Source organism: Sphingomonas sp. (assembly GCF_019749955.1).
Classification (GTDB): domain Bacteria; phylum Pseudomonadota; class Alphaproteobacteria; order Sphingomonadales; family Sphingomonadaceae; genus Sphingomonas.
Window position 1 is genome coordinate 19560 of sequence record NZ_JAIEPC010000098.1, and the last position, 15145, is coordinate 34704.

Here is a 15145-nt window from a genome sequence, read left to right on the forward strand (position 1 = left end):
TCAAACCAACCCCTCGATCGCCCTCGCCTGCGCGCCGGGGAACAGCGCGGGCATGATCCGCGCCGGATCGAGGCCGAAATGCCCCGCAACCGCCCCGCCGATAAAACCGTCGAGCGAGGTCGTCGGTTTCAGATCGCGGCCTTCGTACAGCGCCGAGGCGCCCAGCCCCGGCCAATCGGCCAGCACCCGCCCGCCCTTCACGCCGCCGCCGACCAGCATCGCCGCCGACGCGGTGCCATGATCGGTGCCGCCGGTGCCATTGACCGCCACCGTCCGCCCGAATTCGGTCGCCACCAGCACCACCGTGTTCGCCCAGAGCGGCCCAAGCCCGGTCTGGAGCGCGCCGATCATCCCGTCGAGCCCGGTCAGTTGCCCGGCCAGCCGCCCGCGCTGTTGCGCATGCGTGTCCCAACCACCGGTTTCGATCATCGCGATCTTGGCGCCGCCGGGGGCCGCCAACAGCTTGGCGGCGAGCGCGCCGGTCGCGACCGCATTGCGGCCGTTGCCCGCGGCCATGTCGCTCGTCAGCTTGCGCGTGTCGATCGCTTCGCTCCACAGCGCGTGGAGCTGCTTGTCGCCTTCGTACAGCATCGCGACGCGCTGGAGCAGATCGTCGCTCGCCTGCGGCAAGGCCGAGGGCGCGTAGGAAGCGACGTCATGCGATCCACGCAGCGCGAGCGGCACCGTCACCGCCACCGCAATCGCTTTGGCTTCGTCAGCAGGCAGCGCGCCGAGCAGCCGGTTGAGCCAGCCGTCCTTGACCTGATAGGCCCCCGCCGCCCCCGTCTCGAGCACATTTTGCCCGTCGAAATGGCTGCGGTCGCGGTAGGGCGAGGCAGTCGCATGCAGGAACAACGCCTGCTTCTGGGCATAAAGGCCCGCGACGGTCTTCATCGCCGGGTGCAGCGCGAACATGGAGTCGAGCCGGGGCGCGGCAGCAAATTCCTCCGCCAGCCCGACGCGCGCGGCGGCATAGGCCGGGTCGCCAATTGGCGCGAGCGTGTGCAGCCCATCGGCAGCACCGCGCTGGATGATGAAGACGAAGCGGCGGTCGGTCGCCGCGCGAGCAAAGGCCATGCGCGGGGCGAAACTCATGGCAGCGGCAGCCGTGGCGCCGGTGACGAGGAAGGAACGGCGGTCGATCATCACATTATCTCCGCATCATTTCGGGGGCGACAAGCAAGAGCGCGAGCGCTTGGGTCGGGCTGTCGGCACCCGCCAGCACCGCTTTGGTCGCTGGGCTCACCGCATCGGGGAAGAGTTTGGGCGCCAGCGCACGCGCATCGATCGCCCCGCCTGCCCGCGCGGCCATCCGCTGGGCGATTTCAACGCGGCGCATCACCGCGTCGGGCCCGGCCCAACTGCCGTCGATATCGTCATAGCCTGCGGGTGATCCTGGCCGCCACACCGGCTGGCCGAGCTGGGTCTGCATGCCCGTCACTTGCAGCGCGGGGAGCACGCCAACGCCGGTCGCGCGCATCGTCGACAAGGTCCATTCCCACGGCGATTTGAACTTGGCGGGCGCATCGGTCCAGGCTTCGGGCGAAGCGATCAGTGCACGGTACACCGTTGGCAGATCGCCGCTCGATTTGAGGAAGGCGGCTTCGAGCCGCGCGACCATCGCGGGCGGCGGCGTGTCGCCCGTGAAATGCCGCGCGAGCTTGGTCGCAATGTGCCGCGCGGTCGCCGGATGCACCGCGAGATCGTTGAGCACCGCCTGCGCCTGCGCTTCCCCGCTCTGGTCATAACGCTTGCCCATGATTACGCGCGCACCGGGCTCATGAATCGGCCCTGCGAAAACAAAGTCACCGGGCGCGCCCGCCGTTCCGGCAAAGCGCGAGATCGGCCCGCGATTGAGCCCCGCCACGCTGAACCCCGTCATCGCGCGGGCGAATTCGGTGACATCGGCCTGGCTATAGCCGGTGCGCACGCCGAGCGTGTGCAACTCCATGATTTCGCGCGCGAGATTTTCGTTGAGGCCGATCTTGCGATTGGGCGCGAACCGCCCGACGCGCTGGGCGACCGGGCTGTTCGGGCCGATCGACGCGGCCTGATCGAGATAGAGCAGCATCGCTGGATGCCGCTCGACCGCGTTCAGCATCGCCGCGAAACTGCCGGTGACATGCGGGCGGATCGCTTCGAATTCGAGCAGCCCGGCCATCCCCACGACCGTCAGCTTGTCGGCGGAGACGGCAAAGTGGTTCGCCCAGAAATGCACCATCCGCTCGATAAACGGCGTGTCGCTCGCAATCGCGACATTCGCGCGCGCGCCGACGAGATTGGCGTAATAGTCGCGGCCTTGCCGGCCGATAAACTGCCGCGCCTGCTTGACCGGATCGGGTGCCTCGCCAGCCGGCGCCATCGACGGCGCGGGCGCCATCGCGTCGCTCATCGCGGGCGGAGTCTGCATCGGCGGCGCAGCGGCGGCACCCTGCGCGCGGCGCTGCTGCTGAAGCATCGGGCGGATTTCGTTGAGATATTGCGCCAGCTCCGCCGCAATCGCCGCGCGCGTCGGCGCGGCGGCAATCAGCGGCGGGCGCGGATCGAACCGCGCGATCTGGCCGACCAGCCAGGCCTTGGGATCACCGGGCAGCGGCTGATCGGGCCTTGCTCCAAGCCCGAAGCGATTGAGCGCAATATTGGCAGCCGACATGGGGACAGACTCCGTTCAGTGCGTTCGACTGGCCGCGCCGCGCGCGGTCCTGGGCCGAAGTTGCCCCTGCCCCGTTTGCCCTGAGCTTGTCGAAGGGCTGTTCTTCTTTTCCACCCGCTGAAAAAGAAGGACGGTGCTTCGACAAGCTCAGCACGAACGGATCACAGGTGAGTCCCTTCAGCGCGAAGTTATCCTTACGCCCGCGCTGTCGCAGAAGTTTGTCAGAATCCGTCGGGCAAATCGATTGGCCCCACCGCCGCGCGGTAGCGGCCAATTGCATAGCGATCGGTCATCCCCGCGATGAAATCGGCGATATGGCGACTGCGCCAGGGTTCGGCGGCGGGCAGCCGCGCGGTCCACTCACCCGGCATCAGCGCAGGGTCGGCATCATAAGCGGCGAACAGCCCCGCGACGACGCCGCGCGCAATTTCCGCCGCTTCGATCTGGCGCGGGTGGTGGTAGAGCGTCTGGTACATGAAGCGCTTCAGCAGCCGCTCGTCCTCGCGCATCGCCGCCGAAAAGCCGATCAACGCCTGACCCGCCACCCGGACATCATCTGCCGTCACGATCCGCGCGGCAGCGATTTTGGCGCGCGAGGTCGCGATCAGATCGCCGACCATCGCGCCGATTTGGGTGCGGATCAGTTCACCGATCAGCCGTTCGGGCGCGACATCAGCGAAGCGCGCGCGCACCTCGTCCCACAGCCGCGCGACCAACGGCACCGCCAGCACTTGATCGAGCGTCAGTAGTTCCGCGCGCAGGCCATCATCGATGTCGTGATTGTCATAGGCGACGTCATCGGCAATCGCCGCGACCTGCGCTTCCAGACTCGGCCAGTGCGCGAGATCGAGCGGGAATTGGCGATCGGCTTCGGCCAGCGCCCAGCCGGGTGCGGCGACCGGGCCATTATGCTTCGCCAACCCCTCGAGGGTGTCCCAGGTGAGGTTCAGCCCCGCCCAGCGCGGATAGGGATGCTCGATCGCGGTCAACGCGCGCAGCGTGTGGCCATTATGGTCAAACCCGCCCTGCCCGGCCAGCGCGTCCGTCAGCGCGGCCTCCCCGGCGTGTCCGAACGGCGGATGGCCAATGTCATGCGCGAGGCAAAGCGCTTCAGTCAGATCCTCGTTCAGTCCGAGCGCGCGCGCGATCGTCCGGCCGATTTGCGCTACCTCCAGGCTGTGGGTCAGCCGGACGCGGAAATGGTCGCCGTCGGGCGCCATGAACACCTGTGTCTTGTGGCGCAGGCGGCGAAAGCTGATCGAATGGATGATGCGATCGCGGTCGCGCTGGAAATCGTCGCGCGGGCCCCGCGCGGTCTGGTTTGCCTCAGCGTGCAGCCGCCCGCGACTGCGCGCCGGATCGGCGGCGTAGGGGGCGGTCATTGTCCGCCGAGCTTGTCGATCTGCTGCCCGGCGGCGCTGGTGAAGACGAAGCCGCTGACCCCTGCCTTGGTCAGATCATTGACGAAGGCCTGCGCTTCGGCGCTCGATTTGAACGGCCCCGCGAGCACGCGATTGGTGAAGCGCAGCGGCGTCGACCACCCTTGCTTGCCACGGAAGGCCGCCGGGGCCTTGGCCTTGACGGCGGCCCAGGCGCGCGCGAGATCGCCCTCGCTCGATCCGCCCGCGACCTGCACCCAGATGCGCGACGGCGCCGCTTTGGCGAGCGCAGCCTGCTTCCTGGCTTCGGCCTTTTCGGCGTCGGCTTTCTTTTTTTCCTCGGCCTTTTTCTTTTCTTCGGCCTTGCGGCGCGCTTCGACCTTGGGGTCGACCGGTTTCTCCGGCGGCTTGGCGGCGGCGACCTCGATCGGCTTTTCGGGCTTTTTCGTGGCCGTCGGCGACGGCTTGATCTCGGGCTCAGCCTTGGTGGGCACAGGCTCGGCGACTGGCGCAGGCGCGCGCGGGCGCACCGGCGGCACGTCAAGCTCGCGCGCGGGCACGCCGATATTGGCGATGATCCGCGCGAGGATCGAATCCTCGCGTCCAACCGGCGCGGCGGCAGGCGGCGCCTTCGCCGGAGCAGCAGCGACGGGGGCGGCATCGGCGGGCGCCGGATCGGCCTGTTTCAGCGCAGCGTCGCTCGGCGCTGGCAGCACCGCCCCCGGCTCGGTGAAGCCGGGGCTTGCCACCACAGGCTTGGCATCGTCGCGCGCAGGCTCGGGCGGCGGTGCCGCCACCACCACTGGCTTCGGCTCCTCTGGGGCGGGCGCCGTCGTCGGTGCCGTTTCAGTCTCGGGGCGCGCGGTCTCCTGCGTCTGCTCAGGCTCGGGCGGCGGGGCCGGCTTGGGGGTCGGCTTGGCAACTTCCGGCAGCGATTTTGGCGGGATCGGCTTTGGTGGCTCAGCTTTGGCCAGCTCGACCTTGGCGGGCGCGGGCTTCGGCGGCTCGACCGCTGGCGGCGCCGCCTCAGGCTTGGGCGGCACGGGGTCAGGGCGGCGCACCGGCGGCGGTGTAGCGGCGGCAATCTCGACCGGCTTTTCGCGCGGCGGCTTGGGCTTGCGCTCGCGGCGGCCGGGTTTGGTGGCTGGCGTCGCCGTCGCAACTTGCACCACCGGTTTGGGCCGTACTTCGGGCGGAAGCGGCGGCAGCGATGGCGCAAGCTTGGCGTCGGCCAGCCGCGCCGGGCTGGCGCCCACTTCGCCGAAATGCACCGCCCAGGCGCGATCGAGCGCGCTGAGCCGCGGCAGCCGCTGGAAAAAAGGCTGGAGGCTGTCGGCCATCCCGTTCGGCAGCATGGTTGTCGCGATCTTTTCCGCGCCCGCCAAATCGCCGGTCATCGCCAGCACGAACGCACGCACGCGCCACGCCGCGCGGTCGCTCTGGCGCAACAACGGATCAATCTGCTCAAGCGCACGCTCGCGGTCGCCCGAAATCGCCAGCGACAGCGCATAGCGGCGGCGCACTTCGCTGTCCTCCGGCGAGCGTTGCAGCGCGAGCCGATAGTCGCGCTGCGCCCGTCCCTGATCGCCGACCAGATCGAACGCCAGCCCGCGATCGCTGGCATAATGATCCGACGCATAGCCGTAAGCCTCGGCCTCACCGAATTTGCGCAGCGCTTCGCCCGGGCGTTCCAACACCAGCAGCACGCTGCCGATCCCCGCGCGTTGGCGACCGTTATTGGGATCGACGCGTTCGGCGCGCGCAAAAAACGCCGCCGCCGCCGTCGGATCGCCGAGCTTGAGCGCCAGTTCGCCCGCGCTCAGCAACGCATTGAGATCGGTCGGATTGCTCGCCAGCACCCGCACTTCGGCGGCGAGCGCATCGGCGTCGGGCGAGGGTGGCGCGACGATTTCGGTTTGCGCGCGTGCCACCGCTGGCGCCAGCAGCGCGGCACCGATGAGCAACCGGGCGACATATCGGGGGGCCATCATTCAACCGCTGCTAAAGGCGTTTGTCGTGCCGACGGCAATGCCTCATCGCCCCCGCGAACGCCAGAGCGACGCGCGCCAACGATCAAGTGGCGCGCGCCTTCTTCCGGATTACTGATTATTCTGGCGGTGCAGGAAGCGCGGGATATCGAGCGGATCGCGATCCCCCGCCGCTTCGTCGCGTGCGGCGGCGCGGGTCGCGCTCGACATACGCTCGAACAAGGTGCCGCCGGTCTTCGGCTTGGCGGCGGGTTCAGGCGCAGGCTCGGCAGCGGCTTCAGGTTCTGCCACCACCGGCGTCGGCTCAGCGGGCGTCCCAGCCGCGAGCCAGCGGCGGCGCGCGACCGGCTCGGCAGGCGTCGGCTCGGGCGCGACGGTATCGTCGACGAACATCGGCGCCGGGCCGCTGATCGGCATCGCCTCGGCACTGCCGAGCACCAACTCGTCTTCAGCCGCCGGCGCCGGATCGATAGCTTCAGGGGAGTCAGCCACTTCGGGTTCTTCGGCCGCCGTTGGCGCAACGAACACCGGATCGGCGGCAGGCGCTTCAGCAGCCTGTTCGGCATCGCGCGGACGCCGCGGCGCACCGAAGCTGAAGCTGCGCGGCGCTTCGGGCGCGGCCTGCGGCTTGGCGTCGGCTTCGATGCCGGTCGCGACCACCGACACGCGGATCTTGCCTTCGAGGTTAGAATTGAACGCCGAACCCCAGATGATGTTGGCGTCGGGGTCAACCAGCTCGCGGATGTGGTTCGCGGCCTCGTCGACTTCGAGCAGGCGCATATCCTCGCCACCGGTGATCGAGATGATCACGCCCTTGGCGCCCTGCATGCTGACGCCGTCGAGCAAAGGATTGTTGATTGCCTTTTGCGCCGCCACGATCGCGCGGTCGTCGCCTTCGGCTTCGCCCGTGCCCATCATCGCCTTGCCCATTTCCTGCATCACGCTGCGGACGTCGGCAAAGTCGAGGTTGATCAGGCCGGGCATCACCATCAGATCGGTGATGCCGCGCACGCCCTGTTGCAGGACCTCATCGGCCATTTCGAACGCCTCCTTGAAGGTCGTGTTCGCATTGGCGATCAGGAAGAGATTCTGGTTGGGAATGACGATCAGCGTATCGACGTACTTCTGCAATTCCTCGATGCCGGCTTCGGCGCTCTTGGCGCGGCGATTGCCTTCGAACGAGAAGGGCTTGGTGACGACGCCGACGGTCAATATGCCCATGTCGCGCGCGGCCTTGGCAATGACCGGCGCTGCGCCCGTGCCGGTGCCGCCGCCCATGCCCGCCGCGATAAAGCACATATGCGCGCCTTCGAGCAGCTTGGTGATCGAGTCGATCGTTTCCTCGGCCGCCGCACGCCCGATTTCGGGCCGCGATCCGGCGCCGAGCCCCTGCGTGATCTTGGTACCGAGCTGCACGCGTTGCGGCGCGCTCGACTGTTTGAGCGCCTGAGCATCGGTGTTGGCGACGAGGAAATCGACCCCCTGCACACCCGCACGCATCATGTTGCTGATCGCGTTGCCCCCGGCGCCACCCACGCCGACCACCGCAATGCGCGGGGTCAATTCGTCAACTTCGGGTGGAAGAAATTCGATGCTCATCGCCCTGTCTCCGCTCTGCCCCCAAACGCACCCGGGACATTTACCAACTGTTCGCACGAAGCTAGGGGCGACTCTAGCGAAAACCGCCCCCACTGTCGCATTTCTTTAATAATTTGTTCGAAAGGTCTGCAAGAGTCGTTGCAGCCACGCAAAGCCGCTCGGTCGGTACACGACCTGATGCGGCGACGATAAAGCGCGCAAATCCATTGGGTTCGCCGCCGCATAGAAGGCCAGGCCCGCCAGCGTCGCAAAGGCGGGCCCGGCATGCGCTTCGGGCAGCGCGGTCAGCCCGCGCGGGCGCCCGACCCGCACCGACCGGCCCAGCGCGGCCTGCGCATAATCGGCAATCCCCTTCAACTCGGCGCCGCCCCCCGTCAGCACGACTTGCCGCCCGACCGGCCCGTCAAAGCCCAGATCCTTCAGCGCGCGCTGGATTTCGCCCATCAGATGGTCGAGCCGCTGGCGGATCACCGCGATCAGCTGCGCCTTGGTGATGCGCGCGCCATCGGTCGCCTCTTCCTCGGCCGAAATCGGCGCGACATCGATCATGTCGTGATTGTCGCGCGGCGACGCATTGGCCGAGCCGTGGAAACACTTCATCCGCTCGGCCTGCGCGCGCCGCGTGCCGAAGGCGCTGGCGATGTCATCGGTGATGTCCGCCGCCCCGATCGGGATCGACGTCAGCCCGACCAGCATTCCACCCGCGAACAGCGAGACATTGGTGATCCCCGCGCCCAGCTCGACAAGCGCCACCCCCAGCTCGCGTTCCTCGTCCGACAGGCACGCCATGCCGGTCGCGACCGGGGCGGCAATGATCGACTTCACTTCAAGATGCGCCGACCGCACGCACAGATCGAGGTTGCGTACCGGCGATCCTTCGGCAGCGACGACATGGACATGGACGCCGAGCCGGTCGGCATGCAGCCCGAGCGGCTTCTTCACCCCCTGTACGCGGTCGAGGGTATAGAGCGTCGGTTGCGCGTGCAGCACCATCCGCCCCGCCGGATCAATCGAGTCCCGCGCGGCTTGCAACAGATCGTCGATATCGCCCTGCTCGACCCGGTGCCCGCCAAGCTCGACCTCGACCGAAGCGACGTCGGACACCAGCCCGCCCGCCGAAAAGCCGACCCAGACATTTTCGATGTTCATCCCGGCGATCCGCTCGGCCTGTTCGACCGCTTCGCGCACCGCGACTTCGGTCGCCGCCATGTCGGCGATATAGCCGCGCTTGACGCCCCGGCTCTCGCGCTGGCCGGTGCCGAGCACGATCAGCTCACCACCCTCGCCCACTTGCGCGATCATCGCCGAGACTTTGGACGATCCGATGTCGAGCGCGGTGATCAACCCGTCGGGTGCTACCTTTGCCATCATGCTTCCTTGTCGCGGGAGGGTTCGAAATGTTCGGCAGCCGAGGTGTCGGTGATCGAGCGCGGCCCGGCGAGGCCGGGCTTGCGCACCACGAAGCGGGTCGGATCGCGCATGTCGAACCGCACCCAGCCACGCCCGAGCAATTGCCGATTGCTGTCGATGTCAGCAAATTTCACCAGCGCGCGCTGCGGCATTTCCTCGGGCAGCGCGAGCGTTTCGCCGGTGGTGAACATCAAGTCCCAGCGGCGATTGCCGACCCAGGTCGCCGCGCGCACCAGCGGGCGCAACCCCGGCGTCGCATCGAGCAGCGCGCGATAGGCCGCGAGCTGTTCATTCGCGCCCTCACCGATCAGCAGCGGCAGATCGGGCATTTTTTCGGGCGCGACCTGCTCGAGCGTCACCCCTTTCGCGTCGATCAACTGGAGCTGCCCATGGTCCTGCCACACGGCGACTGGCTGGCGTTCGATGATGTGAATGACGAGCTTGTCGGGCAACCGCCGCGACACCTGCGCATCGGCGACCCAGCCATAGCGCAGCAGCCGCGCGCGGACTTCGTTCAGGTCAACGAGCGGCATCGCGCGCGATTTCTGGTCGAGTACAACCGCGGCAATCGCCGCTTCGCTCAGGCGGCGCGCGCCGGTCGTTTCGATCTGCTTGACGCGAAAGCCCGCCGCGCCAACGCCTTCGGCCAGCGCGAGGGCCGCCGCCTGCGGCACGCCGAACAGGGTCGACAGACCAACCGCGCCGGCAAAGATCATGCCCATGATCGTCCAGGTCGCGATCCGCTGGAGCGTGCGTTCGGACACCGGCAACATCAGCAGCAGCCGGTCGATCGTCGATTGCTTGCGCACGGCTGGCACACGCCGGCCGGGCTGGACGGGGCGGCGCTGCGGCGCGGCACCACGGCGGATGGTCTTGGTCATGCCTGCTCCTGCTGCTGATCGGGTTTCAGGGCTTCGTCGATGATCGCCTGGACAAGCTGCGGATAGCTCATGCCCCGGTGGCGCGCCTGTTCGGGGACGAGGCTCAAGGGCGTCATCCCCGGCTGGGTGTTGACTTCAAGCAGGAACAGTCCGCCGACGCCACGACTATCGTCCCAGCGGAAATCGGCGCGGCTCGCGCCCTTGCAGCCGAGCAGCCGGTGCGCATCGAGCGCGATCGCCTCGCACGCCTGCGCAATTTCGTCGGGGATCGGCGCGGGGTAGAGATGCTCGGTCATCCCGTCGGTATATTTGGCGTCGTAATCGTAGAAGCCGCTCTTGGGCCGCAGCTCGGTAACGCCTAGCGCTTCGCTGCCCAAGACCGCCGTCGTCAGCTCGCGGCCACGGATGAACGGCTCGGCAAGCAGCTCGTCGAATTCGCCCCACGGTCCCCGCACGTCACGGCCGATCGGGTTGCCGTAATTGCCCTCATCAGTGATGATCGCGACGCCGACCGACGAGCCTTCGTTGACGGGCTTGAGCACATAGGGACGCGGCAGCGGGTCGCGCTCGAATAGCTCCTCGGTCTTGACGATCCGCCCGCCGGGCATCGGGATGCCGTGCGGCACCAGCAGCATCTTGGTGAGCTGCTTGTCGATCGCGATCACCGAGGCGACTTGCCCCGAGTGGGTGTAGCGAAGGCCCATCAGGTCGAGCATGCCCTGCACCGACCCGTCCTCGCCAGGGGTGCCGTGGAGCGCATTGAACACGACATCGGGCGCGGCTTCGGCGAGGCGTTGCGCAACATCGCGGCCCATGTCGATGCGCGTGACGCGGTGGCCGAGCGATTCCAGCGCCTCGGCCACATCCCGGCCCGACGAAAGCGACACCTCGCGCTCAGCCGACCACCCGCCCATCAGGACGGCAACATGGAGGGGATTGGACATCAAATCCTCCCCCGCAAAGCGGGGGAGGGGGACCATGAGCAAAGCGAATGGTGGAGGGGGGCCACAGGCGACCCGCTCGCGGCGAGGCCCCCTCCACCAATCGCCTGAAGAAGGCGATTGGTCCCCCTCCCCCGCTGCGCGGTGGAGGATTTAAGAACCGCGCTCACGAAGCCACCCCCACCCGCTGAATCTCCCATTCCAACTCGATCCCACTCGTCGCCTTCACCCGCGCCCTCACTTCTTCGCCCAAAGCCTCGATATCGGCGCTCGTCGCCGACCCGAGGTTGAGCAGGAAATTGCAGTGCTTCTCGCTCACCTGCGCGTCGCCGATGCGCAGGCCGCGACAGCCCGCCGCGTCGATCAGCGCCCAGGCCTTGTGGCCCTCAGGATTCTTGAAGGTCGACCCACCAGTCTTCGACCGCAGCGGCTGCGATTCCTCGCGCGCGGCGGCGATGCGGTCCATTTCGGCCTGGATCTCAGCGGGGTCGCCGGGAGTTCCTTCGAACGTCGCCTCCACGACGATCGCGCCATCGGGCAGCGCCGAATGGCGGTAGGTGTAGCCGAGCGCCTGAGCCGGGATCGACTCGCCGGACCCGTCGCGCATGACGGCGAAGCAGGCCATCAGCACATCCTTCGTTTCGCGCCCATAAGCGCCACCGTTCATCCGCACGAACCCGCCAACGGTGCCCGGAATGCTGCGCAGAAACTCAAGCCCTGCAATCCCGGCATCGCGCGCCGTCGACGAAACGAGAATGCCGGACGTGCCCCCGCCACACGTTATCGTCTTGCCGTCACCCCAGGCGGTCGCGAAGCTGAACGCCTTGCCCAGCCGCACCACAACCCCGCAATACCCACCATCGCGCACGATCATGTTGGAGCCGAGCCCCAGCGCCATCACCGGCACCTCCGGATCGAGATTGCTGAGAAACGCGCTCAAGTCATCGACATCGGCGGGTTCGAACAGCCACTGCGCCGCCCCGCCCGATTTGAACCACACGAGCGGCGCGAGCGGTGCGCTGGCGGTCAGCTTGCCGCGCACGGCGGGCATGGCGAGCACGCTCATGCCACCGCCTCGATCGCATCGGCGAGCCCCGCCGCCCATTTCGTAATGTCGCCCGCCCCCAGGCAAATCACCTGATCGCCCGGCGCCAATATCCCCGCCAGCGTCGTCGCCAGCGCGCCCGCATCGGCAATCACGGCGGCCGAGCGATGCCCGCGCAGCGCAATCCGCTCGACCAGCGCTTCGGCGCTGACGCCCTCGACCGGCGCTTCGCCCGCCGCATAAACCGGCGTCACGAACACCATGTCGGCGTCGTTGAACGCCTGCGCGAAATCATCCATCAGCCCGCCGAGCCGCGAATAGCGATGCGGCTGCATCACCGCGATCACCCGCCCCCCAGCCCCTTCACGCGCTGCCGACAGCACCGCGCGGATCTCGACCGGGTGGTGGGCATAATCGTCGACGATCACCGCCCCGCGCGCCTCGCCTACGCGGGTGAAACGCCGCTTGACCCCACCGAACTTGGCGAAACCCTCGCGGATCGTCGCGTCGTCGATACCGAGTTCGAGCGCGACGCCAATCGCCGCCAGCGCATTCTGGACATTGTGCCGCCCTGGCATCGGCAGTTCGATCCCCGAAATCGTCCGCACCGCGCCATCACGCGCGCGCACCACCGTGTCGAAGCGATTGCCGCCCGCGATCGGCTTCACGCCGACGCCGCGCACATCGGCTTGCGCGGCAAAGCCATAGGTCACCACCCGCCGGTCGCGCAACCTCGGGATGATATTCTGCACTTCGGGATGATCGAGGCAGAGCAGTGCCGCGCCGTAGAAAGGCACATTCTCGACGAATTCGACGAACGCATCCTTGACGGCATCGAACGAGCCATAATGGTCGAGGTGTTCGGGATCGATATTGGTGACGACCGCGATCGTGCCGTCGAGCCGCAGGAAGCTGCCGTCGCTCTCATCGGCCTCCACCACCATCCAGTCGCTCGCGCCCAGCCGCGCGTTCGAGCCATAGCTGTTGATGATGCCGCCATTGATCACCGTCGGGTCGATCCCGCCCGCATCGAGCAACGCCGCGACCATCGAGGTGGTGGTCGTCTTCCCATGCGTCCCCGCGACCGCAACGGTCGACTTCAGCCGCATCAGCTCGGCCAGCATTTCCGCGCGCCGCACCACCGGCAGGCGGCGCGCATAAGCCGCTTCGACTTCGGGATTGTCGCGCTTGATCGCGGTAGAAGTCACCACCACCGCCGCATCGCCCAAATTATCGGCCTTGTGGCCGATGTGCACCGCAATCCCCTTGCCGCGCAGCCCCGCGATCACATAGCCCTCGGCGACGTCCGAGCCCTGCACGCGGTAGCCGAGATTGTGCATCACTTCGGCGATCCCCGACATGCCGATGCCGCCGATGCCGACGAAATGGATCGTGCCGATGTCGGTGGCGACACCCTTCATGCGTACGCCGCCTGATCGCCAAACTTCACCCGCCGCGCGGCGCCAACCAGGTTCGGCGCGTGCGGCGCATCAAGGCTTTCGACCAGATCGGCGAGATCGCGCACCGCATCGGGCCGCCCGCAACTGCGCGCCCGCCCCGCAGCATTTTCGAGCGCGGCGGGATCGAGGCCCAGCTTCTGCATCTGCTTGGCGAGTTCTACGGCCGTAAAGTTGCGCTGCTGGATCGTCCGCGCCCCACCCGCCTGCGTCATTTCGCGGGCATTGGCGGTCTGGTGATCGTCGGTCGCAATCGGCAGCGGCACCAGAATCGCGGGCCGCCCGGCGCAGGTCAGCTCGGCCAAGGTCGACGCACCCGCGCGCGCGATGACGATATGCGCCCACGCCAATTGCTCAGGCATATCGGGCAGATAGGTGGCTAGGTCAGCGGCGATCGACAGATCGGCATATTTCGCCCGCGCCGCGTCGATATCCTCGATCCGCGCCTGATGCGTCACTTGCAAGCGCCGCCGGAAGCTGATCGGCAGCAGCGCGAGGCCATCGGGCACGACATCGGACAACACGCTCGCGCCCTGACTGCCACCCGTCACCAGCACCCGGAAAATGCCGTCTTCCTCCAGCAAGGGATAGGGCCGCTCGCGCAGCAACCGCACTGCCTCGCGCACCGGATTGCCGACGAGATGCGTCTTCGCGCGGTGCTTGGGCGCGAGCCGCTCGACATCGGGATAGGAGGTCGCAATCGCACTCACCTTGCCCGCGACCAGCCGGTTGACGCGCCCCAGCACCGCATTCTGCTCATGCACCGCCGTCGGAATGCCGAGCGCAAAGGCGCCGAGCAGCGCGGGCAGCGCCGGATAGCCGCCAAAGCCGATCACGGCGGCCGGGCGCTGCGCCTTGAACAGCTTGATCGTCATACCGCGCCCGGCGAGCATCACGCTGCCCGCGCGCACCCAGCCGATTGGCCCGCCGCTCAACCGCCCGGCGGGGACGATATGCGTCTCGATCCCGTCGAACAGCCCGGGAAAGCGCACCCCGCGCGCATCGCTCACCAGCGCCACCGAATGGCCACGCGCGATCAGCTCGGCCGCGAGCGCCGCCGCCGGGACCATATGTCCACCGGTGCCGCCCGCCGCGAGAACGAAGTGGCGCGTCTTGCTCATTTCTTGCCCCATTCGACGACATAGGGCGACCGGGTCAGGAACGGATTGCGCCGCGTGAACGCCAGCAACATCCCCATCCCGATCGACAGCGCAATCATCGACGACCCGCCATAGCTGATGAACGGCAAGGTCATCCCCTTCGACGGCGCGATGCCGGTGTTCACCGCCATGCTGATCAGTGCCTGCAACCCGAATTGTGTCGCGAGCCCCCCGGCCGCGAGCATCCGGAAGGCGTCGGTTTCGTCGAGCAATTTCACCACCACCCGCGCGACAATCGCGAAGAACAGCAGCGCGATCACGGCGCAGGCAACCAGCCCGAATTCCTCGCCAATGACCGAGAAGATGTAATCGGTCTGCGCTTCGGGCAGCTTGAACTTCATCGTGCCACCGCCGGGCCCGGTGCCGGTCAACCCGCCCGAGGTGATTGTCGCATGCGCCATGTCGGTCTGGTAATGGTCGATCGGCGCTTCATCATTGCCCTTGAACAGGAAGGCATCGATCCGCACCCGCGCGGTGTCATAGAAGAGATAGGCCGCGAGCAGCCCTGCCGGGGCCGCGCCGACGAACGTCCCCAGCGTCTTGAGCGGCACCCCCGCGATCATCAGCAGCGCGAGCCAGATCGCGCAGAACACGATCGTCTGGCCGAAATCGGGCTGGAGCATCAGCAGGCA

At 67.6% G+C, this 15145-nt stretch carries 12 protein-coding genes; all 12 read right to left on the reverse strand.

Going from position 1 to position 15145, the window contains the following annotated elements; translation table 11 throughout:
* The gene (locus K2W81_RS14830; protein ID WP_294105732.1) at positions 1-1146 is read right to left on the reverse strand and encodes a DUF1501 domain-containing protein; all 1146 of its coding nucleotides are present in this window, start codon (positions 1144-1146) and stop codon (positions 1-3) included.
* A 4-nt stretch (positions 1147-1150) separates the two neighbouring features.
* Positions 1151-2653: a DUF1800 domain-containing protein gene (locus K2W81_RS14835; protein ID WP_294105735.1), complete on the reverse strand. Its 1503-nt coding sequence runs from the start codon at positions 2651-2653 to the stop codon at positions 1151-1153.
* A 221-nt stretch (positions 2654-2874) separates the two neighbouring features.
* Entirely contained in the window at positions 2875-4035 is a 1161-nt protein-coding gene (locus tag K2W81_RS14840) for a deoxyguanosinetriphosphate triphosphohydrolase (RefSeq protein WP_294105738.1), read from the reverse strand.
* A complete protein-coding gene (locus K2W81_RS14845; protein WP_294105740.1) occupies positions 4032-6023 on the reverse strand; it encodes an SPOR domain-containing protein in 1992 nt (663 codons plus the stop codon). Before K2W81_RS14845 ends, K2W81_RS14840 begins: the two co-directional genes overlap by 4 nt.
* Before the next feature lie 108 nt (positions 6024-6131).
* Complete coding sequence (ftsZ, locus tag K2W81_RS14850) at positions 6132-7619, reverse strand: cell division protein FtsZ (protein ID WP_294105743.1); 1488 nt, start codon at positions 7617-7619, stop codon at positions 6132-6134.
* Between the two features lie 105 nt (positions 7620-7724).
* Positions 7725-8987: a cell division protein FtsA gene (gene ftsA / locus K2W81_RS14855; RefSeq protein WP_294105746.1), complete on the reverse strand. Its 1263-nt coding sequence runs from the start codon at positions 8985-8987 to the stop codon at positions 7725-7727.
* Complete coding sequence (locus K2W81_RS14860; RefSeq protein ID WP_294105749.1) at positions 8987-9910, reverse strand: cell division protein FtsQ/DivIB; 924 nt, start codon at positions 9908-9910, stop codon at positions 8987-8989. Before K2W81_RS14860 ends, ftsA begins: the two co-directional genes overlap by 1 nt.
* On the reverse strand, positions 9907-10854 hold the full coding sequence (locus K2W81_RS14865) for a D-alanine--D-alanine ligase (RefSeq protein ID WP_294105752.1): 948 nt from the start codon (positions 10852-10854) through the stop codon (positions 9907-9909). Before K2W81_RS14865 ends, K2W81_RS14860 begins: the two co-directional genes overlap by 4 nt.
* A gap of 163 nt (positions 10855-11017) precedes the next feature.
* Positions 11018-11917 (reverse strand): UDP-N-acetylmuramate dehydrogenase, encoded by a 900-nt coding sequence (gene murB / locus K2W81_RS14870; RefSeq protein ID WP_294105754.1) that lies wholly within the window; start codon positions 11915-11917, stop codon positions 11018-11020.
* Positions 11914-13317 (reverse strand): UDP-N-acetylmuramate--L-alanine ligase, encoded by a 1404-nt coding sequence (gene murC, locus K2W81_RS14875; protein WP_294105757.1) that lies wholly within the window; start codon positions 13315-13317, stop codon positions 11914-11916. The genes murB and murC overlap by 4 nt, the downstream gene beginning before the upstream one ends.
* Complete coding sequence (gene murG, locus K2W81_RS14880) at positions 13314-14474, reverse strand: undecaprenyldiphospho-muramoylpentapeptide beta-N-acetylglucosaminyltransferase (RefSeq protein WP_294105760.1); 1161 nt, start codon at positions 14472-14474, stop codon at positions 13314-13316. Before murG ends, murC begins: the two co-directional genes overlap by 4 nt.
* Positions 14471-15145 (reverse strand): FtsW/RodA/SpoVE family cell cycle protein (locus K2W81_RS14885; protein ID WP_294105762.1); only part of this gene is annotated, 675 nt, incomplete at its 5' end. The genes K2W81_RS14885 and murG, both read right to left, overlap by 4 nt.